The sequence below is a fragment of the Bradyrhizobium zhanjiangense genome (genome assembly GCF_004114935.1).
Lineage (GTDB): Bacteria > Pseudomonadota > Alphaproteobacteria > Rhizobiales > Xanthobacteraceae > Bradyrhizobium > Bradyrhizobium zhanjiangense.
Genome location: NZ_CP022221.1, coordinates 370,229 through 395,463, shown reverse-complemented (window position 1 = coordinate 395,463; position 25,235 = coordinate 370,229). Strand labels below are relative to the sequence as shown.

General features: G+C 65.1%; 27 protein-coding genes. 14 read left to right on the top strand and 13 right to left on the bottom strand.

Going from position 1 to position 25,235, the window contains the following annotated elements; all coding sequences use genetic code 11:
• Positions 1–18 precede the first annotated feature (18 nt).
• Complete coding sequence (gene dnaQ, locus XH85_RS01920) at positions 19–735, top strand: DNA polymerase III subunit epsilon (RefSeq protein ID WP_128930501.1); 717 nt, start codon at positions 19–21, stop codon at positions 733–735.
• On the opposite strand, the gene secB is transcribed toward dnaQ, so the two are convergent.
• Positions 732–1,217: a protein-export chaperone SecB gene (gene secB / locus XH85_RS01915; RefSeq protein WP_091882589.1), complete on the bottom strand. Its 486-nt coding sequence runs from the start codon at positions 1,215–1,217 to the stop codon at positions 732–734. The genes dnaQ and secB overlap by 4 nt on opposite strands.
• A 413-nt stretch (positions 1,218–1,630) precedes the next feature.
• Between secB and XH85_RS01910 the strand changes: the two genes are divergently transcribed.
• Genes XH85_RS01910 through XH85_RS01900 form a run of 3 tightly spaced genes read left to right on the top strand, consistent with a single transcriptional unit; the run spans position 1,631 to position 4,492 of the window.
• Complete coding sequence (locus XH85_RS01910; RefSeq protein WP_128930500.1) at positions 1,631–2,326, top strand: Tim44/TimA family putative adaptor protein; 696 nt, start codon at positions 1,631–1,633, stop codon at positions 2,324–2,326.
• A complete protein-coding gene (gene mltA, locus XH85_RS01905) occupies positions 2,304–3,905 on the top strand; it encodes a murein transglycosylase A (RefSeq protein ID WP_164940042.1) in 1,602 nt (533 codons plus the stop codon). The genes XH85_RS01910 and mltA overlap by 23 nt, the downstream gene beginning before the upstream one ends.
• The gene (locus XH85_RS01900) at positions 3,902–4,492 is read left to right on the top strand and encodes a Smr/MutS family protein (RefSeq protein WP_128930498.1); all 591 of its coding nucleotides are present in this window, start codon (positions 3,902–3,904) and stop codon (positions 4,490–4,492) included. The genes mltA and XH85_RS01900 overlap by 4 nt, the downstream gene beginning before the upstream one ends.
• A 161-nt stretch (positions 4,493–4,653) precedes the next feature.
• Here XH85_RS01900 and XH85_RS01895 read toward each other — a convergent pair whose 3' ends face one another.
• The 5 genes from XH85_RS01895 to hslV all read right to left on the bottom strand — a co-directional run bounded on the left by XH85_RS01895 (position 4,654) and on the right by hslV (position 9,184).
• Positions 4,654–5,793: a hypothetical protein gene (locus XH85_RS01895; RefSeq protein ID WP_128930497.1), complete on the bottom strand. Its 1,140-nt coding sequence runs from the start codon at positions 5,791–5,793 to the stop codon at positions 4,654–4,656.
• A gap of 186 nt (positions 5,794–5,979) precedes the next feature.
• The gene (hslU, locus tag XH85_RS01890) at positions 5,980–7,284 is read right to left on the bottom strand and encodes an ATP-dependent protease ATPase subunit HslU (RefSeq protein WP_091882581.1); all 1,305 of its coding nucleotides are present in this window, start codon (positions 7,282–7,284) and stop codon (positions 5,980–5,982) included.
• A gap of 53 nt (positions 7,285–7,337) precedes the next feature.
• On the bottom strand, positions 7,338–7,955 hold the full coding sequence (locus tag XH85_RS01885; RefSeq protein ID WP_128930496.1) for a DUF2585 domain-containing protein: 618 nt from the start codon (positions 7,953–7,955) through the stop codon (positions 7,338–7,340).
• Positions 7,952–8,437 (bottom strand): GNAT family N-acetyltransferase, encoded by a 486-nt coding sequence (locus XH85_RS01880; protein ID WP_128930495.1) that lies wholly within the window; start codon positions 8,435–8,437, stop codon positions 7,952–7,954. Before XH85_RS01880 ends, XH85_RS01885 begins: the two co-directional genes overlap by 4 nt.
• Positions 8,438–8,623: 186 nt before the next feature.
• The gene (gene hslV, locus XH85_RS01875; protein ID WP_091882572.1) at positions 8,624–9,184 is read right to left on the bottom strand and encodes an ATP-dependent protease subunit HslV; all 561 of its coding nucleotides are present in this window, start codon (positions 9,182–9,184) and stop codon (positions 8,624–8,626) included.
• 212 nt (positions 9,185–9,396) lie between these two features.
• Here hslV and hisB point away from each other — a divergent pair, with 212 nt between their 5' ends.
• The 8 genes from hisB to XH85_RS01835 all read left to right on the top strand — a co-directional run bounded on the left by hisB (position 9,397) and on the right by XH85_RS01835 (position 14,528).
• Entirely contained in the window at positions 9,397–9,990 is a 594-nt protein-coding gene (gene hisB / locus XH85_RS01870) for an imidazoleglycerol-phosphate dehydratase HisB (RefSeq protein ID WP_091882569.1), read from the top strand.
• 63 nt (positions 9,991–10,053) lie between these two features.
• A complete protein-coding gene (locus XH85_RS01865; protein WP_128930494.1) occupies positions 10,054–10,584 on the top strand; it encodes a DUF2628 domain-containing protein in 531 nt (176 codons plus the stop codon).
• Positions 10,581–11,231: an imidazole glycerol phosphate synthase subunit HisH gene (gene hisH, locus XH85_RS01860; protein ID WP_091882563.1), complete on the top strand. Its 651-nt coding sequence runs from the start codon at positions 10,581–10,583 to the stop codon at positions 11,229–11,231. The genes XH85_RS01865 and hisH overlap by 4 nt, the downstream gene beginning before the upstream one ends.
• The gene (gene hisA, locus XH85_RS01855; protein WP_245473358.1) at positions 11,219–11,959 is read left to right on the top strand and encodes a 1-(5-phosphoribosyl)-5-[(5-phosphoribosylamino)methylideneamino]imidazole-4-carboxamide isomerase; all 741 of its coding nucleotides are present in this window, start codon (positions 11,219–11,221) and stop codon (positions 11,957–11,959) included. Before hisH ends, hisA begins: the two co-directional genes overlap by 13 nt.
• Before the next feature lie 10 nt (positions 11,960–11,969).
• The gene (hisF, locus tag XH85_RS01850) at positions 11,970–12,743 is read left to right on the top strand and encodes an imidazole glycerol phosphate synthase subunit HisF (protein ID WP_091882560.1); all 774 of its coding nucleotides are present in this window, start codon (positions 11,970–11,972) and stop codon (positions 12,741–12,743) included.
• Between the two features lie 78 nt (positions 12,744–12,821).
• Positions 12,822–13,148 carry a phosphoribosyl-ATP diphosphatase gene (locus tag XH85_RS01845; RefSeq protein WP_008539706.1) on the top strand — a complete coding sequence of 109 codons (327 nt, stop codon included), beginning with the start codon at positions 12,822–12,824 and terminating at the stop codon, positions 13,146–13,148.
• Positions 13,149–13,169: 21 nt separating this feature from the next.
• Positions 13,170–14,126 carry a type I pantothenate kinase gene (gene coaA, locus XH85_RS01840; RefSeq protein WP_091882557.1) on the top strand — a complete coding sequence of 319 codons (957 nt, stop codon included), beginning with the start codon at positions 13,170–13,172 and terminating at the stop codon, positions 14,124–14,126.
• A gap of 105 nt (positions 14,127–14,231) precedes the next feature.
• Positions 14,232–14,528, top strand: a complete 297-nt coding sequence (locus XH85_RS01835; protein ID WP_245473356.1) for a hypothetical protein — start codon at positions 14,232–14,234, stop codon at positions 14,526–14,528.
• Between the two features lie 38 nt (positions 14,529–14,566).
• On the opposite strand, the gene XH85_RS01830 is transcribed toward XH85_RS01835, so the two are convergent.
• The 3 genes from XH85_RS01830 to XH85_RS01820 form a co-directional block, all read right to left on the bottom strand.
• Entirely contained in the window at positions 14,567–16,792 is a 2,226-nt protein-coding gene (locus tag XH85_RS01830) for an ATP-binding protein (RefSeq protein WP_164940040.1), read from the bottom strand.
• A 125-nt stretch (positions 16,793–16,917) separates the two neighbouring features.
• The gene (locus XH85_RS01825; RefSeq protein WP_128930492.1) at positions 16,918–17,385 is read right to left on the bottom strand and encodes a hypothetical protein; all 468 of its coding nucleotides are present in this window, start codon (positions 17,383–17,385) and stop codon (positions 16,918–16,920) included.
• A 110-nt stretch (positions 17,386–17,495) separates the two neighbouring features.
• Positions 17,496–19,034, bottom strand: coding sequence for a YifB family Mg chelatase-like AAA ATPase (locus tag XH85_RS01820; RefSeq protein ID WP_128930491.1), 1,539 nt, complete (start codon positions 19,032–19,034; stop codon positions 17,496–17,498).
• Positions 19,035–19,260: 226 nt separating this feature from the next.
• On the opposite strand from XH85_RS01820, the gene XH85_RS01815 reads away from it, so the two are divergent.
• Both XH85_RS01815 and XH85_RS01810 read left to right on the top strand, forming a co-directional pair.
• Positions 19,261–19,506, top strand: coding sequence for a PilZ domain-containing protein (locus XH85_RS01815; protein ID WP_018644993.1), 246 nt, complete (start codon positions 19,261–19,263; stop codon positions 19,504–19,506).
• Positions 19,507–19,586: 80 nt separating this feature from the next.
• Positions 19,587–20,360 carry a tetratricopeptide repeat protein gene (locus XH85_RS01810; RefSeq protein WP_128930490.1) on the top strand — a complete coding sequence of 258 codons (774 nt, stop codon included), beginning with the start codon at positions 19,587–19,589 and terminating at the stop codon, positions 20,358–20,360.
• An 87-nt stretch (positions 20,361–20,447) separates the two neighbouring features.
• Here the strand turns inward: XH85_RS01810 and XH85_RS01805 are convergent, their stop codons facing one another.
• From XH85_RS01805 to cpaB, 4 genes are read right to left on the bottom strand one after another with little or no spacing between them, the layout of a single operon-like run.
• Positions 20,448–21,737: a CpaE/TadZ family protein gene (locus XH85_RS01805; protein WP_128930489.1), complete on the bottom strand. Its 1,290-nt coding sequence runs from the start codon at positions 21,735–21,737 to the stop codon at positions 20,448–20,450.
• A complete protein-coding gene (locus tag XH85_RS01800; RefSeq protein ID WP_128930488.1) occupies positions 21,734–22,468 on the bottom strand; it encodes a CpaD family pilus assembly protein in 735 nt (244 codons plus the stop codon). Before XH85_RS01800 ends, XH85_RS01805 begins: the two co-directional genes overlap by 4 nt.
• Positions 22,469–22,526: 58 nt before the next feature.
• Complete coding sequence (locus XH85_RS01795; protein ID WP_091882534.1) at positions 22,527–24,044, bottom strand: type II and III secretion system protein family protein; 1,518 nt, start codon at positions 24,042–24,044, stop codon at positions 22,527–22,529.
• A 13-nt stretch (positions 24,045–24,057) separates the two neighbouring features.
• On the bottom strand, positions 24,058–24,870 hold the full coding sequence (gene cpaB / locus XH85_RS01790) for a Flp pilus assembly protein CpaB (protein ID WP_128930487.1): 813 nt from the start codon (positions 24,868–24,870) through the stop codon (positions 24,058–24,060).
• Between the last annotated feature and the right edge of the window lie 365 nt (positions 24,871–25,235).

The following is a 25,235-nucleotide window of genomic DNA, read 5'->3' as shown; positions in this document are numbered from 1 at the left end:
TGCACGGCCATCCCAATCATGCGCGAAATCGTTCTCGATACCGAAACCACCGGCCTCGATCCGCTCCGCGGCGATCGCCTGGTCGAAATCGGCTGTGTCGAGATCTTCAACCGCATGCCGACCGGACAGACCTTCCACCGCTACATGAACCCCGAAAGGGACATGCCGGCGGAGGCCTTCGCAGTGCACGGGCTGTCGGCCGAATTCCTGTCGACCAAGCCGCTGTTCCACGAGGTCGTCGACGAGTTTCTGGAATTCATCGGCGATGCGCCGCTGGTGATCCACAACGCCTCGTTCGACATCAGCTTCATCAATGCCGAGCTCGATAGGATCAAGCGCGCGGCGATCCCGCGCGAGCGGCTGGTCGATACGCTGCTGCTGGCGCGGCGCAAGCATCCCGGCGTGTCGAACCGGCTCGACGATCTCTGCTCGCGCTACGCGATCGACAATTCACACCGCACCAAGCACGGTGCGCTGCTCGACGCCGAGCTCCTGGCCGAGGTCTATGTCGATCTGGTTGGGGCGCGGCAGTCGCAGCTGCTGCTGGCCTCGGACACCGAGGAGATTCGCGTCAGTGCGACCGGCGAAGCGCCGCGGCGACAGCGCCTGGTGCCGCTTGCGCCGCGGGTTTCCGATGCCGAACGCGAGGCCCACCGGGCCTTCATCGCAACGTTTGGCGACAAGGCGATCTGGAACGAGTACCTGCCCGCTCCAGCTGCCATGGCGGCCGGTTAGGCCTGACCGGCTTGGCCCTGAGCGGCCATTTGCCGCTCCATGTTCTGACGATAGAGACCGACGAAGTCGACCGGATCCAGCATCAGCGGCGGGAACCCGCCGTCGCGGACGGCGGTCGCGATGATCTCGCGCGCGAACGGGAACAGCAGGCGCGGGCACTCGATCATGACCAGCGGATGCAAATTCTCCTTCGGCACATTGGCGATCCGGAACACGCCGGCATAGGCGAGCTCGAACGAGAACATCACTTTGCTCGCCGCCTCGGCCTTGCCCTCGACCGACAACGTCACCTCGAACTCCTGTTCGCTGAGGTTGTTGGCGCTGACGTTGATCTGGATGTTGATCTGGGGCGGCTGGCTCTGCTGCTGGAGCGAGCTCGGCGCGTTCGGATTTTCGAACGAGAGGTCCTTGGTATATTGCGCCAGCACGTTGAGCTGGGGAGCCTGGGCCGCCTCGGGAGGGGTGCCGTTACCGTTGGTCATGAAAGTCTCTCCTTACCCGATTTGGGCTGAATTTCGCGGCGGTTGGCTAACATAGGCCCGCCTCATTCTACAAGGACGAACGACCCCGGGTGAGATATCGGAGCCGCGCCCGCAACTGTGCGGTTCACCCGGTCTTTTGCGCGAAATTGCGCCCTAAACGATTGAAGAAGCGCGATTTCCGGGCAGGATCGGGTTTCCCCTTAAGCATAAAACGCGCTACACTCAGCGCCGTGCCAAAAGGCGCCATTGGCCGGGCAAGATTTCGTGCCTACATCCCAGGGACCAGACGCGCGGACCTAAATGGTGATGTAGACTTGCCGTTTCCGTATGGAACGGTCTACTGGCCGGATTGATTTTCCCGGCGACGACCTCAAATCGAAGACCAAAAGCAAAGACCAGAAAGCGAATACGACGTGGACATCTACACTATCATTTTCCTGGCGCTGGCGGTCTTTATCTTTCTGCGGCTGCGCAGCGTGCTGGGACAGCGCACCGGCAACGAACGGCCGCCGTTCGACCGCAATGCGCTCCAGGGTGCCCAGGACAAGAACGTCGTGACCATGCCGGGCAAGGTGATCGACCAAGCCCCGCTGGCGCCGACGGCCGAGCCGACCCCGCCCGCCGATCGCTGGAAGGGCCTGGCCGAGCCGGGCACCCCACTCGCGCAGGGTCTCGACGCCATCGTCGACAAGGATTCCACTTTCGACCCGCGCCATTTCATCTCGGGTGCTCGTGGCGCCTATGAGATGATCGTGCTCGCCTTTGCCAATGGCGACCGCCGCGCGCTGCGCGACCTGCTGTCGTCGGAGGTCTATGAGAGCTTCGATGCCGCGATCAAGGAGCGCGAGAAGAACGAGCAGAAGACCGAGACGCGTTTTGTCTCGATCGACAAGGCTGAGCTCGTCGGCGCCGAGCTGCGCGACCGCACCGCTCAGCTCACCGTACGCTTCGTCTCGCAGATGATCTCGGCCACCCGCGACAAGGCCGGCAACATCGTCGACGGCAGCGCCGACACGGTCGCCGACATCACCGACATCTGGACTTTCGCCCGCGACACCTCCTCTCGCGATCCGAACTGGAAGCTGGTTGGCACCGGAAGCGCGAATTAAGATATTTCTGAAGAACAGCGCGACGGCGCTTTGCGCAGGTGTCGTCGTGCTGTCGTCGTTTTCGCTCGGCGCAGAGGCGGCGCGGCGCCACTACCGCAGCCACCACCATCATCCTCCGACATTGCCTGCCGCCCCGCCGCGGGCCTTGCCCTATCCGCAGCTTCCCCTGCCGTTCGAGATTTCCGGCGCGCAATATCTGCCGCTGGCCTGGGCGGACGTGAAGGGCTGGAGCGAGGACAATCATCTCGCCGCCTACAAGACCTTCCGTGCGAGCTGCCGGTCGATCAACGCGCAGACCGGCGCATCTGAGCCGAAAGCCGAATCCAAAGCCGAATCCAAAGCACTTGGCGCCTCGCTGAGCAAGCCCTGCCGGGCCGCCAGATCGCTCGAGCTCACCGACGACGCCAAAGCGAAGACCTTCTTCGAGGAGAATTTTTCGCCGTTGCGCATCTCGCGCCTCGGCGAGCCCGACGGCTTCGTCACCGGCTATTACGAGCCCGTGCTGGAGGGATCGCGGACGCAGACCGACGTCTACAACGTTCCGGTCTATCGCCGCCCCTCCAACCTGTTCGTGCGCGGCTACAAGCAGGACTCGGTCAGCCTGCCCAACAAGGGTCCGGTCTATCGCAAGATCGGCCGCCGCAAGCTGGTGCCCTACTATGACCGCGGCGAGATCGAGGACGGCAAGATCGCCGGCCGCGGGCTGGAGATCGCCTGGCTCAAGGACCCCACTGATCTCTTGTTCGCGCAGATCCAGGGCTCGGCACGGATCAAGTTCGACGACGGCGGCACCGTCCGGCTCAATTACGACGCCTATAACGGCTATCCCTACACGGCGGTCGGCCGCATCCTGATCGAGCGCGGCATCATTCCGAAGGAAGAGATGTCGATGCAGAAGATCAGGGAATGGATGACGCAGAATCCTGAGGGCGCCAAGGAGCTGCGCCGCCAGAACCGCGCCTACATCTTCTTCCGCGAGGTCAATCTCTCCGACAAGGAGGAGGCGGTCGGCGCGCAGGGCATTCCGCTGACGGCCGGCCGCTCGATCGCAGTCGACAAGTCGCTGCACGTCTACGGCACGCCATTCTTCATTGAGGGCGAGCTGCCGATCGATTCCGAACGCGCCAAGACGTCGTTCCACCGGCTGATGATCGCGCAGGACACCGGCTCGGCCATCATTGGACCTGCGCGCGCCGATCTTTATTTCGGCGCGGGCCCGGATGCCGGCCGCGTCTCCGGGCGGCTGCGCCATCCCATGCATTTCGTGATGCTGGTGCCCAAGAGCCTCGATCCCAGCATGCGCGGCGCGCGATTGCCGGTGCCGGACCCGCGTCCCTCGGAGAAGATCGCAAAGCTGTTCCCGCAGACTGACCCGGCCAAGGATCCGAAGAACGCGGCGGCTGCGGCGAAAGCTGCTGAGTCAGGCAAAGCTGGCGCGCCCTCGCCTGCCGTGCCACAAGCCAAGGACGCCACCGTTGCGGTGGCGAGCCCGGTGCCGCTGCCGGAGCCGCGTCCCAACATCAAGCCCGACCGCGAACAGCGCAAGCGCGTGAATCGTCGTTCCCACCCGCAGCAATGAAGCGATCGTCCCGTCCGCCCGTGCTGGAGCCGCGTCCCTCACCGCGCCGCCGTGCGCTGAGCGAGGAGGAGCGCGCGCTGTGGGACAATGTTGCGAAACAGGTCAAGCCGCTGAGGAAGTCTCGCGTGGCGAAGGCGCCGGCCGCGCCGCGCGGTGAGCCATCACCGACGCTCCCGTCCGCAAGACCCGCGCCGCCCGCAAGGCCGGTCGCCGCTGCGCCGGTGCCGCGCGTCGCAAAACCGTCCGTCCCGCCATTGGCGCCGATCGGCAAGCGCGAGCGCGCAAAGCTATCGCGTGGGCGCAGCGAGATCGAAGCGCGGCTCGACCTGCATGGCATGACCCAGACGCGCGCCCATCGTGCGTTGACCGGCTTTCTGCACCGCGCCCAGCACGACGGCCTGACCTTCGTTCTGGTCATCACCGGCAAGGGCCGCAGCGGCGGCGAAAGCGGCGTGCTGCGCCGCCAGGTGCCGGAATGGCTCAGCCTGCCGGAATTCCGCGCTTTCGTCGTCGGCTTCGAGGAGGCCCATATCGGGCACGGCGGCGAAGGTGCGCTGTACGTGCGAATTCGGCGGGCGAGGGTCTAGAGCGGCCGGGCGATTGCGAGCGCGGACTTCTCTTGCCTCTCCCGCTTGCGGGTGAGGGCTCTCTCATCTTGGGCAATCTCTTTGTGGAGACACCCTCACCCCAGCCCTCTCCCGCAAGCGGCAGAGGGAGCGCACCGTCTCCGGAGTTGGACTGAGTCGTCTCAGAACGGCCGGATGATTCCGACGCGCGGGATCAGCGTGAGGATCAGGCCGAAGGTGTTCGTCTTCCGATCCTCGGCCGGAATCGGCGGCGTCTCGCGCGCGGCGGGAAGCATCTTCACCGCGTGCAGAATCAGGAACATGCAGACCGCCCAGTTCGAGATCCAGCGCGAATAGTCGAACACCATCGCGAACATCACGAGATAGGCGAGGCTGACGCCGATCACCGCCGCGAGGACCAGCCGCCGGTGCATATCCTTCGCAAGCGCGTCGATCAGGCTCGCAAGATAACGCCACAGCGGCGTGTGCAGCCAGATCAGTAGCGCAAACACGGGCACGCCGAGAATGTTGTGCGGCAGCCGGCCCCAGGTGTCGGCAACCTCCTTCGCCAGCGGTTGATACCAGATGTAGCTGAATTGCAGCAGATCGGTGCGGGACGGATCGGCCATCCGGCTCTTGAGATATGCGACGAAATCCGCTTCCGGGATCGGCATCGTTCCCAGAAACTGCGCCGCGAAGAACAGCGCGGAGACGATGGCAAAAGCCGCGACACCGAACGTATTGTTGGTGCGATTGCAGCCGCAAGCCAGGTAATGCCTGATCACGACGATGGTGATGATCGTCGGCACATACATCAAGAGATGGATGTGATGGATCAACACGAGCATGATCGAGAACAGTGTAGCCGTCGCCACGAAGAGCAGCGAGCCCGCCGGCATCAGCAAGAGGACGATCGCCAGCGCACAGCCATAGATGTCGAAATGGCCGAGCGTGTGCATGAAGTTCTTGAGGAAGAACGGCGAGCCCGCGGTGAAGACGAACAGCGGCAGCGTCTTCGCGGTGAAGCCGAACGTCTTCTGGAACAGCCTTGCGTACAGCCCCAGCGTCGCCAGCCACGTCACCCCGCCGAGCGCGAACACCAGCCACACCGGCACCTTCGCCGTGAACAGCGCGACGATCGCCCCGATCAGCGCACGCTTGATGAAGCCGAAATGGTAGTCGACGAGGAGGTGGATATAGGGGACGTAAGGCGGCAGCTGGATCTTGTGGACGAACACGCCGACTAGGACGGCGGCGTTGATCGCGAGCAGCAGCCGCCACGGGTTTTGCCAGAGGCTAGCGGGCACGCCGCACCTGCGCATTGGCGGCCAACTCAGCCGTCGTCCCGGACAAGCGAGCATAGCGAGCGCTGATCCGGGACCCATAACCACAGAAGGTTGTTTGAGCCGAGATCGGAGTCGCCATCTGTTTCAACAAGGACCGCCGCGGGTAATGGGTCCTGGCTTTCGCCAGGACGACGGCGGAATAGATACAGCGCCGGGGCAAAATTACAAAATAAACCGGCTCAGATCGGCATTCTTGGCCAAATCTCCGACGTGCTTCTGCACGTAGTCAGCATCGACCCGGACCGTCTCACCATTGCGGTCGGGGGCGGTGAAGGAGATCTCGTCCAGCACCCGCTCCATCACGGTCTGGAGCCGCCGCGCGCCGATGTTCTCGACGGCGGAATTGACGGCCACGGCGACGTCGGCCAGCGCATCGACCGCGCCATCGGTGATGTCGAGCGTCACGCCCTCAGTCTGCATCAAGGCGACATATTGCTTGATCAGCGAGGCTTCGGGCTCGGTGAGAATGCGGCGCATGTCGTCGCGGGTCAGCGCCTGCAATTCGACGCGGATCGGCAGGCGGCCCTGCAATTCCGGCAGCAGGTCCGAGGGCTTTGCGACATGGAAGGCGCCGGAGGCGATGAACAGGATGTGGTCGGTCTTGACCGCGCCGTGCTTGGTCGAGACCGAGGTGCCCTCGATCAGCGGCAACAGATCGCGCTGCACGCCCTCGCGCGAGACATCGCCGCCGACGCGGCCGTCGCGGGCACAGATCTTGTCGATCTCGTCCAGGAACACGATGCCGTTGTTCTCGACCGCGCTGATCGCTTCCAGCGTCAGCTGCTCGGTGTCCAAGAGCTTGTCGGATTCCTCGTTGACGAGAATCTCGTGCGAGCCCTCAACGGTCAGCCGCCGCGTCTTGCTGCGGCCGCCCAGCTTGCCGAAGATGTCGCCGATCGAGATCGCGCCCATCTGCGCGCCCGGCATGCCCGGGATCTCGAACATCGGCATGCCGCCGCCGGACGACTGCGTCTCGATCTCGATTTCCTTGTCGTTGAGCTCGCCGGCGCGCAGCTTCTTGCGGAAGGATTCGCGGGTCGCGGAAGAGGCATTGGCGCCGACCAGCGCATCGAGCACACGCTCCTCGGCCGCGAGCTGCGCCCGAGCCTGCACGTCCTTGCGCTTGCGTTCACGCACCTGGACGATCGCGACCTCGACGAGATCGCGCACGATCTGCTCGACATCGCGGCCGACATAGCCGACCTCGGTGAACTTGGTCGCTTCCACCTTCAGGAACGGCGCATTTGCGAGCTTGGCGAGCCGTCGCGCGATCTCGGTCTTGCCGACGCCGGTGGGGCCAATCATCAGGATGTTTTTCGGCAGCACCTCCTCGCGCAAGGAGCCTTCGAGCTGCTGCCGCCGCCAGCGGTTGCGCAGTGCGATCGAGACGGCGCGCTTGGCATCGGCCTGGCCGACGATGAAACGGTCGAGTTCGGAAACGATTTCGCGGGGGGAGAAGTCTGTCATGGCACCTTAGCTAGGGTCAGATGCGGGCTGGGACAAGCCGCTTTTTTCGGCCATCAGATGCTCGGCGGACCGGATTGCCATTGCTTCACGGCGTCCACCGGATGGATCAGCATCAGGATATTGAGTGTCAGATTGTCGCGAATGTGGAGCGCCAGCATGATTTCGAAGGCGAGCCCGATCAGAATGGTCACTGACACCGGCAGCACACGGGCAACGAGGAACCCCAGTACCATGAAGACCGCGTCCGAGACCGAGTTGACGATGCTGTCGCCGTAATAGTCCAGCGAGATCGTACCGGCGCGGTAGCGTTCGATGATGAACGGCGAGTTCTCGACGATTTCCCAGGTGCCTTCGATCAGCATGGCGATGATCAATCGTGCCGGCCATGACAAAGGCAGCGAGGGCAGTCGCGCGAACAGCAGCCAAGTCAAACCGTAGAACAGGAAGCCGTGCAGGACGTGGGAGAAACTGTACCAGTCGGCGATGTGTTGCGAATTCTCCGAGCTGTTCACCACGCCATGCCACAGCTTCACATAGCCGCAGGTGCAGATCGGCACGCGTCCCACCGCGAACAGGATCGAGGCTTGCAGCATGAGCAGCAATAACGCGATGCCCACCCAGGCTTGCGGGGGTACCGCGACTTTGCTCTGCTGCGTGCTCGTCAGCGTCACGATTCACGCACCATCAACAGCGCCGGTCCGTCCGGCGTCTTGACCATGCGGTCGCGGACAAAGCCAGCCTTCTCATAGGCGCGTATGGCACGCGCGTTGAGCGGATCAGGATCGGTGACGATCCGCGGCAGGCCGTTCCGCAGCTGCGCGTTGACGAATTGGCGAATCAACGCCGCGCCATGGCCGCACGCGATCATGTCGCTTTCGCCGATGAACTGGTCGATCCCACGCGTGCCCTCCGGTTGCGGCCCGAAGCCCGTATTCCAGGCGGTCAGGCGGTAGCATTGAAGATAGCCGAAGGGCCTGTTGCCGACCAACACGATGAACTGGTTCATGGCCGGCTCGTCGAGATCGCTGCTGACGAGCGAAAACTGCTCGTCCGGATCGCCCCACCATTCCCGCACATGGGCCTCGCCCAGCCACCGCCGGATCAGCGGCAGATCGGCCGCGGTCATCGGGCGGAAGATGTAGGTTATGGCCATCAGCTAGCCGCGGCGATGCTGCGCCCCCTCTCCCGCTTGCGGGAGAGGGTCGGGAGAGGGTGTCTCCGCAATGGGACAATCCCCCAGAGGAGAAAAGCCCTCACCCGCGCCTTCGGCGCGACCTCTCCCGCAAGCGGGAGAAGTTACAGCCAGTCCGGTGCCCCGCCGTTGAGTCACAGGTGGGCCCTACCCTGTCGCCAGGCTCTCGATGGTCACATTCCGGTTGGTGTAGACGCAGATGTCGGCGGCGATGTCGAGGGAGCGGCGGACGATGGTCTCGGCGTCCTTGTCGGTATCGAGCAGGGCGCGTGCCGCGGCGAGCGCATAATTGCCGCCGGAGCCGATCGCCATCACGCCGGCCTCGGGCTCGAGCACGTCCCCGGTGCCGGTCAGCACCAGCGAAACATCCTTGTCAGCCACGATCATCATGGCCTCCAGCCGCCGCAGATAGCGGTCGGTGCGCCAGTCCTTGGCCAGTTCGACCGCAGCGCGGGTCAGCTGCCCCGGATATTGCTCGAGCTTGCTCTCCAGCCGCTCAAAGAGCGTGAAGGCGTCGGCGGTCGCGCCGGCAAAGCCGCCGATGACGTCGCCCTTGCCGAGCTTGCGGACCTTCTTGGCGTTGGACTTGATCACGGTCTGGCCGATCGAGACCTGGCCGTCGCCGCCGACCACCACCTTGCCGCCCTTGCGGACCGTCAAAATCGTGGTGCCGTGCCAGCCCGGCGAGCTGTTCTGGGAAACCTGCATGAATGATCCTCGTTGTGGGGTCTGATTTAGGCGGTCGGGGCCAATGGGACAACAGCCGGACAACCGGCGGACAACGGGCCGCTCCGGGCCTAATTCGCTCACCATAGGCAGAAGTAGAGGCCCGGCTACCCGTTCCCGCAGTAGCGAAGGCGTCATTTGGCTGTTAAAAGACCGGCGTTTTCGGCCCCGAACTAGGATGAAAGCTAGTTTTGATGCGCACCGCGACGATCAAGCGCAAGACCAAGGAGACCGACATCGAGGTCACCGTGAACCTCGATGGCACCGGCGTGGCCAATATCGCGACCGGCATCGGCTTTTTCGACCATATGCTCGATCTCCTGGCCCGCCATTCCCGCATCGACCTCACGGTCAAGGCGGTGGGCGACCTGCACATTGATCATCACCATACCACCGAAGACACCGGCATCGCGCTCGGCCAGGCGGTCAAGCAGGCGCTTGGCAACATGGCGGGCATCACCCGCTATGCCGGCGTGCACATGCCCATGGACGAGACGCTGTCGCGCGTCGTCATTGACATCTCGGGCCGCCCGTTCCTGGTGTTCAAGGCCGACTTCCCCCGCGACAAGATCGGCGAGTTCGACACCGAGCTGGTGCGCGAATGGTTCCAGGCCTTCGCCATCAACGCCGGCGTGACTCTCCACGTCGAGACCCTATATGGCGATAACAGCCACCATATCGCCGAGTCCTGCTTCAAGGGTCTGGCGCGGGCGCTGCGCACTGCGGTCGCGATCGATCCGAAGGCTGTGGGCGAAATCCCGTCCACCAAGGGTTCGCTCGGCGGCTGACGTCTCGGTCCGGCGGCGGGCGCCGCCTCCGGTATCACTGAATTCAGAGAACGGGGCATCACCATGCCTGTCTATACGGTTCATGCTCCCTCTCCTGCCGGAGCCGATCTGCGTGCCACCGACAAGTTCGTCTTCGTGCGCGACGGCTTCCACTTCTGGGCGATGATCTTCGGCCCGGTCTGGCTGCTGTGGAATCGGCTGTGGCTGGCGCTGATCGGCTGGCTGATCTTTGTGGCCGCGTTCAATGCGGGGCTGTCCAGCCTCGGTCTCGGGCGCTCGTCGATCTTCTACGCGGATCTCATTATCGCCCTGCTGATGGGCTTTGAGGCCTCGAGCCTTCGCCGTTGGACCTTGTCGCGCGGCAAGTGGCGGCAGCTCGACGTCGTGATTGCCGACAACGAGGATACCGCCGAGCACCGCTTCTTCGAGCGCTGGAGCCAGAAGCAGCACGGCATCGTCAACGATCAATGGGCCGTTGATCGCGGCGGCCCGCCGCCGACCCGCGGCGTGCCGGGTCAGCAATTCTCGAACCCGCCGCCATTGCCGGCGGGCGGCATCATTGGGTTGTTTCCAGAACCGGGAGGGCCAAGATGAGCGTCGCCATCATCGATTACGGTTCCGGCAATCTGCATTCCGCCGCGAAAGCCTTCGAGCGCGCCGCGCGCAGCCTGGACAATCCGCAAAAGGTGTTCGTTACCAGCGATCCGGACCAGGCCTACAGCGCCGACCGTCTGGTGCTGCCGGGCGTCGGCGCTTTCGCCGATTGCCGGCGCGGACTTGATGCCGTCAACGGCATGGTCGAGGCGATCACGGAAGCGGTGCGCGTCAAGGCGCGGCCCTTCTTCGGAATCTGCGTCGGCATGCAGTTGATGGCAAGCCGCGGCAAGGAGCATGTCACGACGGACGGCCTGAATTGGATCGGCGGCGATGTCGAGAAGATCACGCCGCGTGACGAAAACCTGAAGATCCCGCACATGGGCTGGAATACGCTGGAGGTTTTGCGCGAGCATCCGGTGCTGAACAAGCTGCCGCTTGGCCCTAAGGGCCAGCACGCCTATTTCGTGCACTCCTATCACCTCAACCCCGCCAACGAGGCGGATGTGCTGGCGCGCGCCGATTACGGCGGGCCTGTCACCGCGATCGTCGCGAAGGACACCGCGATCGGCACGCAATTTCACCCCGAGAAAAGCCAGCGTTTCGGCCTGGCCCTGATCTCGAACTTTTTGCGATGGAAACCGTGATCCTCTTCCCCGCGATCGACCTCAAGAACGGCCAATGCGTGCGCCTCGAGCAAGGCGACATGGCGCGCGCGACCGTGTTCAACCTCGATCCGGCGGCGCAAGCGCAGAGCTTTGCCGCGCAGGGTTTTGAGTATCTCCACGTCGTCGACCTCGACGGTGCCTTTGCCGGCAAGCCGGTGAATGCCGAGGCCGTCGAGGCGATGCTGAAGACGATCAAAATTCCGGTGCAGCTCGGCGGCGGCATTCGCGATCTCGCCACCGTCGAAGCCTGGCTCGACAAGGGCATCACCCGCGTCATCATCGGCACCGCCGCGGTGCGCGATCCCCAGTTGGTGAAGGCTGCGGCGAAGAAATTCCCCGGCCGCGTCGCGGTCGGTCTCGATGCCCGCGACGGCAAGGTCGCGGTCGAAGGCTGGGCCGAGACCTCGCAGGTCACGGTGCTGGAGATCGCAAAGCGTTTCGAGGATGCCGGCGTTGCCGCCATCATCTTCACCGACATCGCGCGCGACGGCCTGCTCAAGGGCCTGAACTTAGACGCGACCATTGCGCTGGCGGACGCGATCTCCATTCCCGTGATCGCCTCAGGCGGCCTCGCCTCGATCGAGGACGTCAAGGCGATGCTGACGCCGCGCGCCAAGAAGCTCGCTGGCGCGATCGCCGGCCGCGCGCTCTACGACGGCCGGCTCGATCCCGCCGCCGCCCTCACCCTGATCCGCAACGCGTACTAGGAGACATCCAATGTTCAAGGTGCGCGTGATCCCCTGCCTCGACGTCAAGGACGGAAGGGTCGTCAAGGGCGTCAACTTCGTCGATCTGCGCGATGCCGGCGACCCTGTCGAAGCCGCGATCGCCTATGATGCCGCCGGGGCCGACGAGCTCACCTTCCTCGACATCACCGCGACCCATGAGAACCGCGGCATCATGCTGGACGTGGTCCGGCGCACGGCGGAAGCCTGCTTCATGCCCGTCACCGTCGGCGGCGGCGTGCGTGAGGTCAACGACATCAAGACGCTGCTGCGCGCCGGCGCAGACAAGGTCTCGATCAACAGCGCCGCGGTGTCGCGACGCGAGTTCGTCAAGGAAGCCGCCGAGAAGTTCGGCGAGCAGTGCGTGGTGGTGGCGATCGACGCCAAGCGCGTCAAGCGTCCGGGCGGCGACCGCTGGGAGATCTTCACCCATGGCGGGCGCAATTCGACCGGCATCGACGCCATCGAATATGCCCAGGAAGTGGTCTCGCTCGGCGCCGGTGAAATCCTGCTCACCTCGATGGACCGCGACGGCACCCGGCAGGGTTTTGACATTCCGCTGACCCGGGCGATCGCCGACAGCGTCTCCGTCCCGGTGATCGCCTCCGGCGGCGTCGGCAATCTCGACCACCTCGTCGACGGTATCCGCGACGGGCACGCCACCGCCGTGCTGGCCGCCTCGATCTTCCACTTCGGGGAATTCACCATCCGCGAAGCCAAGGAGCACATGGCCCGCTGCGGACTGCCCATGCGCCTCGATGCCTGACGACTCCCGTTCACAAAAGTGCTACACGAGCCGGTAGACCGGCTCGTTCGGCCGGATCGCGCTTTCCGAGTAGTCTGTATGCCGCGTTTCACGATCCACGATCTGGCCGAGACCATCGATGCCCGCGCGGCATCCGGTGGCGAAGCCTCCTATACCCGCAAGCTTCTGGACAAGGGCGCCGAGCATTGCGCCAAGAAGTTCGGTGAGGAAGCAGTCGAAACCGTAATCGCAGCAGTCGAAAACGATCGCGCGCATCTGATCGCCGAAAGCGCCGACCTGCTCTACCATTTCCTTGTGCTGCTCAAGGCACGCGGCGTAAAGCTGGAGGAGGTCGAGGCCGCGCTGGACAAGCGGACGTCGATGTCAGGGTTGGAAGAAAAGGCGTCGCGCAAGAGCGGCAACTAGCCGAGGTGGAAAGATCGCGTCATGGATATCCGCGCACCCGAGCAGCAGTATAATCCGTACCGCGTCTATACGCGCGAGCAGTGGTCCAGGCTGCGCGACGATACGCCGATGACTCTGGAGCCGGGCGAGTTCGACCGGCTGCGCTCGCTGCACGATCGCCTGGACTTGCAGGAGGTCGAGGACATCTACCTGCCGCTGTCGCGCCTGTTGTCGATCTATGTCGACGCCATGCAGCGCCTGTATTACGCCGAGCGCCAGTTCCTCAATATCCGCGACCGAAAAGTACCCTACATCATCGGCGTCGCCGGCTCGGTCGCCGTCGGAAAATCCACCACGGCCCGCGTGCTTCAGGCGCTGTTGGCGCGCTGGTCGCCGCGGCCGAAGGTCGAACTGATCACGACCGACGGATTTCTGTATCCCAACGCGGTGCTCGAGCGGCAGGGCATCATGCAGAAGAAGGGCTTTCCGGACAGCTATGACCTGCCGCTGCTGCTCAGCTTCCTCTCCGACATCAAGTCCGGCCGTCGTCACGTCCGCGCGCCGGTCTATTCGCATCTGACCTATGACATCGTGCCAAACGAGTGGGCGGAGATCGATCGGCCCGACATTCTGATCGTCGAAGGCGTCAACGTGCTGCAGACCGGAAAGCTGCCGCGTGACGGCAAGGCGGTGCCTGTGGTCTCCGACTTCTTCGACTTCTCGGTCTATATCGACGCCGACGAGGCGGCGCTGCGGCAATGGTACATCAAGCGCTTCCTGGCGCTGCGCGACACCGCCTTCACCAATCCAAAATCCTACTTCAACCGCTACGCCCTGTTGTCGGATGAGGAAGCGACCGCCACCGCGATCGCAATCTGGGAACGCACCAACCTTGCCAATCTCGAGGACAACATTCTGCCGACCCGCCCCCGCGCGACGCTGATCCTGAAAAAGGGCGCCGACCACACGGTGGAGAGCGTGGCGCTCAGGCGGCTGTAATCGCGCCGGTGAACATGGGTCCCTGGCTGGTCCGGGCTGAGTGTCTTTTGTTGCTGACCGACAATCGGTATTCCGCTATGCCTTCAAAAACGGCTGGGAGGCAGCATGGTTGATCGTCTCAGAAGCGCCGCGGAGCAGCTTGAAGCGCCGATCTGCCCGGACTGCCATATCGAGATGAAGTGGTTCCGCTCCGAACTGCTCGCGGACGAGCCGACCCCGATCATCGCGCATCTCTTCGTGTGCCCACATTGCAAGCGCGCGGCAAAGACGGACACCATATTCAAAGGCCCCCAAACGCCGCCTGATAAGCTCGCTGCGCCGCGTTTTACTGCTCATGAAGGAACGATCGTCCCGCCGGACGACACGGGGCATGCTCGGCTCCCGGCCTGCCCCGCAACATAGCTGGCGCCGGCGAGCTGAGGTTCCCGTGAAATTCTGGATCAGACTGCCAGGTTCCGCGACGCGGCCAGCCCGGCCAGCGCCTCGTCCAGCTTCTCGCGGTCGAGCGGCTTGATCAGGAATCCGTTCATGCCTGCCTCGAAGCAGGCGTAGCGGTCCTCGACCAGCGTATTGGCGGTGAGCGCCAGGATCGGTGTGTGCTGGCGACCCGTGGCTGCCTCATGTGCGCGGATGCGTTTTGTCGTCTCGATGCCGTCGAGCTGCGGCATCTGGATGTCCATCAGCACGAGGTCATAGGGCGCGCCGGCCGATGAGGCGGCGAGCCAGGATTCCAGCGCCGCCTCGCCATGGACGGCGATGACGACGCGATGGCCGAGTTTGGTGAGCAGCGATCGCATCAACAATGCGTTGATCTCGTTGTCCTCGGCAACGAGAATCGAGAAACCCCTCGCCCGCGTTGCGCTGGTGGATTCTGTCACCGGCTCCGGCGCGAGATCGGGCGAGGCGATCTCCGGCGTCAGCGCGAGGCGTGTGGCAAGCGAGGCCGCGCGCAGCGGCTTCACCAGGAATCCGGAGAAGGCCGGGGAGAATTTCTCGTGGCGCGAGCTCGACGTCAGCAGCACGAGCCGCTGCATCGCATGCGCCCGCGCCGCTTCGCCGAGATGGTCGGCAGCGGCAGGACCGATCGCGCGATCGACCAGTACGGCGTGCCATGAACGCTCCGGCAGTAGCGCCTCGGCGACCGCCGCATCCGCAACCATGCAGGTCTGGCCGCCCCAGCGTTCCAGGCGCCGCGCGATCAGCGAGGCTTCGATGCCCTCGGCGACGAGGAGTAACGATTTGCCGGCGAGGTCGGGGCTGGGGAATGCCGTCTGTCCGGCGCCGGCTTGTGACGGGGCCAGTGGCACCGCGACCTCGAAGGTCGAGCCCTTGCCCGGCTCGCTCGCGAGCGTGATCCGGCCGCCCATGCGCTTGACGATGCGCTCGCTGATGGAAAGGCCGAGCCCGGTGCCGCCATAAGTGCGCGCGACGCGCTCGTCCGCCTGCTCGAACTCCCGAAAGATGCGCGACTGCGCTTCCGGCGCGATGCCAATGCCGGTGTCGCGGACCAGGAAGCTGATCTCGTGCGGCCAGATGCCGGGCTCGACGATCAGCGCGACGCCTCCGCTCGCGGTGAACTTGATGGCGTTGCCCGCAAGATTGAGCAGCACCTGACGCAGCCGCGCGGCGTCGCCTACCACCTCGAGCGGCAGGCGCTCGTCGATATAGGATGCGATCTCGAGAGTTTTTGTCTGCGCACGCGGCGCCAGAAGCTCGGTGATCTCCTCGATCAGCGTGGACAAGGCGAAGGGACGTTGCTCGAGATCGAGCTTGCCGGCTTCGATCTTGGAATAATCGAGCAGCTCCTCGATCAGCGTCATCAAGGCTTCGCCGGAGGTTTTCACCGCCTTGGCATAGGTCGTCTGCTCCGGCGTCAGCGTGGTATCGAGCAGAAGGCCGCCCATGCCGATGATGCCGTTGAGGGGCGTGCGGATTTCGTGCGAGGCCATCGCGAGAAAACGCGATTTCGCGCGGTTGGCGGCATCGGCCTGATCGCGGGCGTCGGACAAAGCGCGTTCGGTCTCGGTGCGGTCGGTGACGTCACGTCCGACGCTCTGCAATTCGGCGGGCTGCCCGGCATCGAGGCGGACATAGCCCTCGCGCCAGGCGATCCAGCGCGCGCCGAGCGGGGTTGCGATCTTCTGGTCGTGGACGCGCGTGCCGCTGCTCTCGCGCGCGCTGTCGCCCTGCTCGAGCACGTCGAAATCGAAGCGGGTGCCGACCAGCGCGCTCCGCGCCTGTCCGGCCAGCGCGCAATAGGCGTCATTGGCAAAGGTGATGCGCCCGTTTGTGTCGCGCAGCACGATCAGATCGCCCTGCTGCTCGAACAGGCTGCGGGCACGCTCTTCGGCTTCCTTCAGCTCCCAATTGCGATCGATCAGCGTCTCATTGTGGGCGGCGAGCGTACGCAGCCGCTTGTTGACGAAACGCAGCCGCATGCTCAGCGTCGCAAGGCCGAGACAGGCGAGGGCGAACAGGAAGCTCGCGCCGATCGCAAACGCATTCGGATCGTAGCCGGAGTTCTCGGACCGGCTGCCGGAGACGAAACCATAGGCGGCGCCGAACGTCGCCGAGAAGATCATGAAGGAGCGGAGCGCGAAAGCGATACGGGGATGCCGTCGCCTGAAGCGGCGCATGCGCACCTTGATCCGGAACGTCCGACCCATCGCCACCGACCCCGACTCTTGTCCGAAACCCCGCGCTCGCCGTGTGTGACGATGTCGCCTCGACCTTGCGAACAGTTTGAGGCTTCGGCGCCGCCTCCAAACAGGGTTGACGAGGTGTTAATGCTTCAGAGCGAGGCGGCCTGGAGCTGGCGGTGGCCGCCGCGGGCGCCGACGATCAGCGCCGCCGCCTCGCGCTGCGAGAACGTTTTCGAGCGCACATAGATGCGGTAATCAGCCGGCCCTTCGGTGGAGAGATAGATCACCTGAGCGCCATCGATGGGCTGCGCCGCGATCGAGACCAAGCGCGTCGACGGAGTGGCCTGGCAGGTTTCCGATTCCGAACCGAGGCCGTCGTCCACCACCGCGAAATCCGCAGCGTCCGCATCGTCGGTGACCTGAACCCGGACCGTGGCCTGCGCGGGATCCTCGGTGAAGGCGACGTGCACGCCGGCGGTCCAGAACAGAGTTGTGAGCTCGACCGAGGTCTCGCCGAGGGCGATGCAGGGATGCGAGACCGATCCGATCTCAGCGCGGGCGAACACCGCCGCTGCCAACAGGGGGACAACCGAGGCCAGGATCTTGAAACGCAACATGACACTCTACTCGCCCGGGCCCCTCGGGAACTCGTGTTGGAAACACATGGGGCTTATGGTTTGCAGAGCGTAAAGGAAACTCGTTACCGCCGGGTTGATGCGCGGAATGATCAGGCCAACTGGCGCACATCCTCCGCGAGTGCGCGGTAGGACAGGGCCTCGGCGAGGTGCAAGCGGCCGATCTTGTCGGCGTTGTCGAGATCGGCCAGCGTGCGCGCGACCCGCAGCACGCGATGATAGCCGCGCGCCGACAGCCGCATGGTCTCGGCGGCGTCGCGCAGCAGTTTGGCGCCCTGCGCATCCGGCTTGGCGATCTCTTCGAGGACCGAGGCCGGCGCCTCGGCATTGGTGCGGACGTTGGGCAGGCCGGCATCGGCATAACGCGCAAGCTGGATGTCGCGTGCGGCCGCCACGCGCGCGGCGACCTCGGCGGAGCCTTCCGCCGGCGGCGGCAGGATCAAATCGGCCGCGGTCACTGCCGGCACCTCGATGCGCAGATCAATGCGATCCATCAGGGGACCGGAGATGCGCGCCTGGTAGTCGCCGGTGCAGCGGTCGATGCGGCCGCGCTTGCAGGCATAGCCGGGCTCGAACGCATTGCCGCAGCGGCAGGGATTCATTGCGGCCACCAGCATGAAGCGGGCAGGGTAGGTGACGCGGTGATTGGCGCGCGACACCGCGACCTCGCCGTTCTCCAAGGGCTGGCGCAGCGAATCCAGGACGCGCGGATCGAACTCGGGCAGCTCGTCGAGGAACAGCACGCCCTGATGCGCCAGCGAGATCTCGCCGGGCTTGGCGCGCATGCCGCCGCCGGTGAGCGCGGCCATGCTGGCGGAATGATGCGGCGAGCGGAACGGCCGCCGCGCGGTCAGCGCGCCGCCCTCGATCTCGCCGGCGACGGACGCGATCATGGAGACTTCGAGCAATTCGCTCGGCGACAGCGGCGGCAGGATCGAGGGCAGGCGCGCCGCCAGCATCGACTTGCCCGCGCCGGGCGCACCGATCATCAAGAGGTGATGCCCGCCGGCAGCTGCGATCTCCAGCGCCCGCTTGGCGCTTTCCTGGCCCTTGATATCGCGCAGGTCGAGGGACGAGGCGGCGGCTTCATGCACCTTCGGTGAGGGCCGCGACAGCACCTGCGTGCCCTTGAAATGGTTGGCGATCTGAATGAGCGATTGTGCGGCGATGATCTGGATGTCCGGGCTCGCCCAGGCCGCCTCCGAGCCGCAGGCGGCGGGGCAGATCAGGCCCTCCTCGCGTCCATTGGCGCCGATCGCGGCGGGCAGGACACCTGCGACCGGCGCGATCGACCCGTCGAGGCCGAGCTCGCCCAGAACCGTGAAACCCGTCAGCGCATCCGGCGGGATCGCGCCGATCGCCGCCATCAGCCCGAGCGCGATCGGCAGGTCGTAATGGCTGCCCTCCTTGGGCAGATCGGCCGGCGCCAGATTGACGATGATCCGCCGCGCCGGCAGCGCCAGCCCCGAGGCGATCAGGGCCGAACGGACCCGCTCGCGCGCCTCCGACACCGCCTTGTCCGGCAAGCCGACGATGGCGAAGGCCGGCAGGCCCGGGGCGACCTGCACCTGCACGTCGACCGCACGGGCCTCGATCCCCTCAAAGGCGACGGTAGAAACCCGCTGAACCATGCTCGAACCAGCCTGCCCTCTCGTGCAATTAGGGGTAGCAGAGCCTGGCGCCCTTCGCAAGAACAATACAGGAACATTTCCGAGGCCAAGCAAGCCCTAACCGACCGTAAACGCGATGCCGACACTACGCCTCGAATGCGAGCGGCTCTCCTCAGCACATTCCAACGAATGTCCGCTACTCTTGGGGCTGCGGGATGGGCCGTGATCTAACGGGTGAAGAATTCAAATGCTTGCAAATCGCCGGAGAAGCGAACGCCGGGTGTGCAGCCGGCTGGCCAAGATCCATTTTGGTGCGGGCTCGCTGCCGCGCGACTGCACGATCACGGATATTTCGGATGGCGGCGTGAAAGTGGTGGCGGAATTCCTGGAAGTGCCGCCGCAATTCACCATCATCTTCGCGCCCGATTATTCCCGCCAATGCCGCCTGCGCTGGCGCATCGGCTGCGAGTTCGGCGCGGAGTTCGTCGATTAGGCCTTAATGGTTGCGCCTCCTTAACCGGGCTTTAGCGTTAATGGGTAAGCATCTCTGATCAGTCGCCGAGTGATCAGAGTATGCCCAAGCGTCCGTCCGCCGCCTTTCCTTCGGCGAAATTCCTGCTTCCCGCGTTGATGGTGCTCGTGCTCGGCGGCTGCCAGACCAATGGCATCGAGGATGTGACCGGCGCGCTCGGCGTCAGATCTGAAACGACCGTCACGGCCGACGCCAGGCCGGACATGGACGCCCTGCGTGAGCGCTACCGCGCCAAGCCCGGCGATCCCAGCGTTGCGCTCGCCTACGGCAAGGCGCTGCGCGAGAGCGGCCAGCGGGCGCAGGCCGTCGCGGTGATGGAGCAGGCCGTGCTCGCCCATCCCAGCAACAAGGCATTGCTCGCCGGCTATGGCCGCGCGCTCGCCGACAACGGCAATTTTCAGCAGGCCTTCGATGTTCTCGGCCGTGCGCATACGCCCGAGGATCCGGATTGGCGCATCCTGTCGGCGCAGGGCGCGGCGCTCGATCAGCTCGGCCGCAACGAGGAGGCGCAGCAATATTACGCGACCGCCCTGAAGATCGTGCCCGACGAGCCGCAGGTGTTGTCCAATCTCGGCCTGTCCTACATGCTCCAGAACAATCTGCCGCGGGCAGAGGAAACGATGCGCCGCGCGCATGAGCGCAATCCCACTGACCCCCGCGTGCGCGCCAATCTCGCGCTCGTGCTGGGGCTGGAAGGAAAGCAGGCGGAGGCCGAGGCCATCGTGAAGGCCGATCTGCCGCCGGATCAGGCGGCGGCAAAGGTCACGGCGCTGCGGCAATTGCTCGCGAAGAAGCAGCAGCGGGCGGACAGATAGCCCACGCTCTTCTCTTCGTAGATTCTCGTTTTGACGCGTTGTCTTCGCACGAACCGGTAGCCAGTTCGCTCGAAGACGCTTCCAGCCTTACGACGCCTTGCGATGCGGGGCGGATCCGCGGCCCGACCTGCCCTTCAGCTTTTTCAGCAGCGGCCCGACCAGCGAACGCTTCGGCTTCTTCATCTCGCCGCGGCCGGCGAGGCGGTTCGCCATGCTCTGGAACAGAAGGGTGGTGCGGTGACTCTTGGAGACCTCCGCGATCATCTGGCCATTGTTGGCAGCGGTCGAGAACAGCTTCGAATCGAACGGGATCACCGCGAGCGGCTGGCTCTCCATGGTCTTGGCGAAGGCTTTGACCTCGATCTCCGCCCGCTTGTGCATGCCGACCTGGTTGAGGCAGTACAGCGGCGGCCGGTCGTTCGGCCGCGCCGCCTTGAGCACGCTCAGCATGTTCTTGGTGTTGCGCAAATTGGCGAGATCGGGCTCGGCGACGATCACGATGTCGTCGGCGTTGACCAACGCGCGCCGGGTCCAGCCCGACCATTGGTGGGGAACATCGAGCACGATGCAAGGCGTGGTCATGCGCAGCGTGTCGAACACCGCGTCGAAGGCTTCGGCGCCGAAATCGTAGACGCGGTCGAGCGTCGCGGGCGCGGCCAGCAGGCTGAGACGCTCGGTGCATTTGGCGAGCAGGCGCTCCATCAGCGCCGTGTCCGGCCGGTCCTGTGACAGCACCGCGTTGGCGATGCCCTGCACCGGATCCTGATTGTAGTCGAGGCTCGCGGTGCCGAAGGCGAGGTCGAGATCGATCACGACGGAATCGAGCGCGAGATCGCGGGCGATGGTCCAGGCCACGTTGTGCGCGACGGTGGACGCGCCGACGCCGCCCTTGGCGCCGACCACCGCGATGACACGGCCGGTGATGATGGCTTCCGACGCCGAGAACAGGCTGCAGATCGAGCGGACCACGTCGAGGGTTTCGACCGGTCCGACCACGTAATCGTTGACGCCGCGGCGGACCAGCTCGCGATAGGGCGCGGTGTCGTTGGGATTGCCGATCACCACGACGCGGGTACCGGGATCGCAGACGCCGGCGAGGTCGTCGAGCCCCTCCAGGATGTCGCGCGTGCCGTCGGACTCGATCACGATCACGTTCGGCGTCGGCATCGATTCATAGACTTCGATCGCCGCAGCAAGGCCACCGTCCCTGGCAGTGAGATGCGCCTTGGCGAGCCGGCGATCCTCCCCCGCCGCGGTCACCGCGGCGAGCGTCTGCTCGGTCTCACAAAAGGCCTGCACCGAGATGCGGGGAACCGGCGCAATGTGTTCGTCGGGGTGCCGCGGATCGTCCGCGTCTTCGTCGTGGATGCCTGTCATTTGCCGGTGTCGCTGAGTTTGGCCTTGTCGGCCTCGGGATAGGCAGTCGCAGTGGGCGAGCCCTTGCGATAGCGGTCGAAGGCGATGTCGCGCCGAGCGGTGTAGGCGGGCGTCTCGGCGCGCGGCTGCTCGAGGTCGGCGGGGTTGTCGATCATGGCCGCGAGGTTGCGCTGGCTGGCGCAGCCCAGATTGAAATACGGCCGGTTCTCGTTGTAGCCGGGGTCGAGGATGTTCGGACCAACGTCTTCCGGCCACAGTCCGCAGGGTCCGGCCACCGCGCTGATCTTGGAATAGCTCAGCCGGATCGTCGGCAGGAGGCCGGGATCCTCGGGACGATAGGGATGCTGGACGATGGCGCGCGAGGGCACGCCGCCGGATGCGAGCACGGAGCGGATTTCCTGATAGGTTGCCGCCGCCGCGCGCGAATTCGCGGTGTCGGTGGGCACGTCGACGACGACGGAGCCGGTGCCTTCGCGCACCCAGTCCCGGGCAATGCCGACGACATCCGCGTGTTGCGCAGCCGAGAGGCCGCCGCGCGCCTTGCCGACGAAGATCACGATCGAGCGCTTGCCCTCCTGCACCGCGATCGGGTGGCGCTGGCGATAGTCGGTCGGCACCGTCTGAGTGACGATTTCACCGGTGGTGTTGCACGCACCCAGCATGACGGACAGTCCCGTCAGCGCCATCGCTACGCTGAAGTGGCGGCGTCGGTCGGCTATCGTCCTCGTCATCGCTTGATCCCCTCTTGCCCCGTTTCCTGTCCCGTTCCCCCGGGCCGTCCGCTCGTCGTCAGTCGATGATGAAACCGAAATCGCCAGGCGTGCCGTTGATCGGATCGACGCGGCGCGCGATGCCATAAAGGCGGTTCATGCGGCCGAGCAGCGCCGTCTGCGCGTCGGAGGCCGGCGCGAAACCATCGTCGGGCCGCGACAATTCCTTCTGGGCGACGGCGCGCACCACATAGGGCGTCACGATCACCATCAGCTCGGTCTCGTTGTTGACGAAGTCCTGGCTGCGGAACAGCGCGCCGATGATCGGCACCTGGTCGACGCCGGGCAGGCCGTTGATCGCCTGCTTGGTGTGCTGCTGGATCAGGCCGGCCATCGCCATCGAGCCGCCGGAGGGAATTTCCAGCGTCGTTTCGGCGCGGCGGGTCTGAACCGAGGGAATCGTGATGGAGTTGCTCGAGGTCGAGGACACCGCCTGCGTCAGCGTGATCGCGTTCGTATTCGACAGCTCCGAGACCTCGGTCATGACGCGCAGGCTGATGCGGCCTTCGCTGAGCACGACCGGGGTGAAATTCAGGGAGATGCCGAACTTCTTGTAGGTGACCTGGGTGGTACAGACGTGGGTGACCGGATCGCAGGAATAGCCGGCCGGAATCGGGAATTCGCCGCCGGCGATGAAGGTTGCGGATTCGCCCGAGATCGCGGTCAGGCTCGGCTCGGCCAGGGTGCGCATGACGCCGGCGCTTTCCATTGCGCGCATCGTGGCACTCACGGTGGCGACGCCCTTGGCGAGGCCGGCGACGCCGAGCCCGTTGTTGGCGACGATCGGTCCACCAGAGACCGAGAACGGGTTGGAGTTGTTGAAGTTCACCACGGCGGTGCCGGCATTCAGGCTGGCGCTGAGATCGACGCCCAGTTGCTTGACGATATCGCGGCGGACTTCGCCGACGACGACCTTGAGCATCACCTGGTCGCGGCCGCGCACGACGATGTTGTTGACGACCTTGTCGCTGCCGCCGACGAGCTTTGCGGCGACGTCGCCGGCCTGCTGGGCCTCGACCGGGCTCGATACCGAGCCCGTCAGCATCACGCTGTCGCCGACGCCTTCGATTTGCACGCCCGGCAGCGACTGGCGCAGCGCGGCGCGCATGCCGTTGAGGTCGCGCTTCACCGCGATGTCGTAGGAGGCGACCTGCTGGCCGTCGGCGGTGAAGAACACCACGTTGGTCTGGCCGACCTGGCCGCCGATGATATAGGCGCGCTGCGCCGAGCGAATCACCGCGTTGGCGATCTTGGGATCGGCCACCAGCACGTCCTTGACCTCGCGCGGCAGGTCGATGACGACGGACTTGCCGACGCCGAGCGACAGGAAGCGCGTCCGTGCCGGCGCGATCGTCGCGACCGGCGACACACCGAGATCAGGCGCTTGCATCGGTGTCTGGTCGCCGACCGGTGCGTCCGCGGCACTGAGCCGGTCGGGGGCTGCGAGCAGCCCCAGCATCAGCATCGTCCCCGCCAAGAACGAGCGCGCGCGCTTCCCCCGAATGCGCACGCCCGTCCGATCATCCCCGTAGTTCATGCTATCCCCATCATCACTTCTGTGACGTCAGTTGCCGCGCCTGCACGCCGTAACGAATTACATTCACGCCGGCGGGACGCTTGACCGCCTGGTCCTCGGGCGTGCCATCGACTGCGTTGGCATCGACGATGCTCCGCAGCGCGAGCTGGAGCGTGCCGCCCTGGCGCGCAGCCGACAGCGTGGCGACCTGGTCAGGCTTGAGCTCGAGCGTGACGGTCTTGCCGATCACGGCGGTCTGGCCGTCCTTCTCCTTCGGCGCCTGGTCGATCGCGAGCACGCGGATGTTGGTCAGGATGACCTCGGACACGATCAGGTCATTGCCGCCGGTCGGTCCGTTGGTGTCGGGATTTTTCAGGCGGCGGGTCAGCACGATGTCGACGCGGTCGTTCGGCAGGATGAAGCCGCCGGCGCCGGTCTCGGCTGAAATTTCGGTGGAGACGGCCCGCATGCCGGAAGGCAGGATCGCAGCCATGAAGCCGGAGCCTTCGGCCCTGACCAGCTTCTGCTCGCGGATCGGCTCGCCCTGCATCAACGGCACGCGCGCGATCGAGCCGGCGATCTGGGTCTGCGCCTCGGGCCTGCTGTCGCGGCGGATGAAGGCGTTGCTCGCGGTCGCCGCCGGCCAGGCCTGCCATAGCAGATCCTCGGGCTTCACGGCCTGGCCGAGCCCGATGTCGTTTTTCGCGACCAGGACCTCGACCGTCGGAAGCTTCTCGGCGACGGGCAGAACGGGCGAGGGCGCACTCTGATAGCTGCTCGCCAGATACGCAGCGACGCCGCCGGCGCCCAGTGCGATGACGAGAACGACAATGCGCGCGGTATTCATACGCTTCTACTCTCACGCGGGGCACTCGAACCGCACGTGGCGGGTTCCCCCGCGTCGATGAGTAGGGAGTAAAAGTATAAGGGGTGTTGCGAGGTCGAATGTGATGGCCGATCACGCTGCGGGTTTTCGGCAGATGGTGAACGCAGCGTTATTCGGTCGGCCAGCGGCCCCGTAGATTCACGTAGCGCGTGAGACGCGTGCGGATGCAGCGCGGGGGCGTCATGGTGAATGGGTGGTTAGTGATGGGAGAGGCTCGAAGTCGCGCGTCATCGCAGTGTGTGCTGCGACGCGTCGGCGATCCGTGATCCTGAGGTGCGAGGCTGTCGATGCAACGCATCGCAAGGCGAGCCTCGAAGGATGAGCGG

Excerpts from the sequence above, each read along its gene's own strand:
- hisF (WP_091882560.1), top strand. The coding sequence starts at position 11,970 with ATGTTCAAGGTGCGCGTGATCCCCTGCCTCGACGTCAAGGACGGAAGG.
- XH85_RS01895 (WP_128930497.1), bottom strand. The coding sequence starts at position 5,793 with ATGCGCAGGTGCGGCGTGCCCGCTAGCCTCTGGCAAAACCCGTGGCGG.
- XH85_RS01820 (WP_128930491.1), bottom strand. The coding sequence starts at position 19,034 with ATGGTTCAGCGGGTTTCTACCGTCGCCTTTGAGGGGATCGAGGCCCGT.
- XH85_RS01810 (WP_128930490.1), top strand. The coding sequence starts at position 19,587 with ATGCCCAAGCGTCCGTCCGCCGCCTTTCCTTCGGCGAAATTCCTGCTT.
- XH85_RS01805 (WP_128930489.1), bottom strand. The coding sequence starts at position 21,737 with ATGACAGGCATCCACGACGAAGACGCGGACGATCCGCGGCACCCCGAC.
- coaA (WP_091882557.1), top strand. The coding sequence starts at position 13,170 with ATGGATATCCGCGCACCCGAGCAGCAGTATAATCCGTACCGCGTCTAT.
- hisA (WP_245473358.1), top strand. The coding sequence starts at position 11,219 with ATGGAAACCGTGATCCTCTTCCCCGCGATCGACCTCAAGAACGGCCAA.
- XH85_RS01825 (WP_128930492.1), bottom strand. The coding sequence starts at position 17,385 with ATGTTGCGTTTCAAGATCCTGGCCTCGGTTGTCCCCCTGTTGGCAGCG.
- secB (WP_091882589.1), bottom strand. The coding sequence starts at position 1,217 with ATGACCAACGGTAACGGCACCCCTCCCGAGGCGGCCCAGGCTCCCCAG.
- hslV (WP_091882572.1), bottom strand. The coding sequence starts at position 9,184 with ATGCAGGTTTCCCAGAACAGCTCGCCGGGCTGGCACGGCACCACGATT.
- dnaQ (WP_128930501.1), top strand. The coding sequence starts at position 19 with ATGCGCGAAATCGTTCTCGATACCGAAACCACCGGCCTCGATCCGCTC.
- hisH (WP_091882563.1), top strand. The coding sequence starts at position 10,581 with ATGAGCGTCGCCATCATCGATTACGGTTCCGGCAATCTGCATTCCGCC.
- cpaB (WP_128930487.1), bottom strand. The coding sequence starts at position 24,870 with ATGAATACCGCGCGCATTGTCGTTCTCGTCATCGCACTGGGCGCCGGC.
- XH85_RS01800 (WP_128930488.1), bottom strand. The coding sequence starts at position 22,468 with ATGACGAGGACGATAGCCGACCGACGCCGCCACTTCAGCGTAGCGATG.
- hslU (WP_091882581.1), bottom strand. The coding sequence starts at position 7,284 with ATGACAGACTTCTCCCCCCGCGAAATCGTTTCCGAACTCGACCGTTTC.
- XH85_RS01830 (WP_164940040.1), bottom strand. The coding sequence starts at position 16,792 with ATGGGTCGGACGTTCCGGATCAAGGTGCGCATGCGCCGCTTCAGGCGA.
- hisB (WP_091882569.1), top strand. The coding sequence starts at position 9,397 with ATGCGCACCGCGACGATCAAGCGCAAGACCAAGGAGACCGACATCGAG.
- XH85_RS01815 (WP_018644993.1), top strand. The coding sequence starts at position 19,261 with ATGCTTGCAAATCGCCGGAGAAGCGAACGCCGGGTGTGCAGCCGGCTG.
- XH85_RS01865 (WP_128930494.1), top strand. The coding sequence starts at position 10,054 with ATGCCTGTCTATACGGTTCATGCTCCCTCTCCTGCCGGAGCCGATCTG.
- XH85_RS01900 (WP_128930498.1), top strand. The coding sequence starts at position 3,902 with ATGAAGCGATCGTCCCGTCCGCCCGTGCTGGAGCCGCGTCCCTCACCG.
- XH85_RS01795 (WP_091882534.1), bottom strand. The coding sequence starts at position 24,044 with ATGAACTACGGGGATGATCGGACGGGCGTGCGCATTCGGGGGAAGCGC.
- XH85_RS01835 (WP_245473356.1), top strand. The coding sequence starts at position 14,232 with ATGGTTGATCGTCTCAGAAGCGCCGCGGAGCAGCTTGAAGCGCCGATC.
- XH85_RS01845 (WP_008539706.1), top strand. The coding sequence starts at position 12,822 with ATGCCGCGTTTCACGATCCACGATCTGGCCGAGACCATCGATGCCCGC.
- XH85_RS01880 (WP_128930495.1), bottom strand. The coding sequence starts at position 8,437 with ATGGCCATAACCTACATCTTCCGCCCGATGACCGCGGCCGATCTGCCG.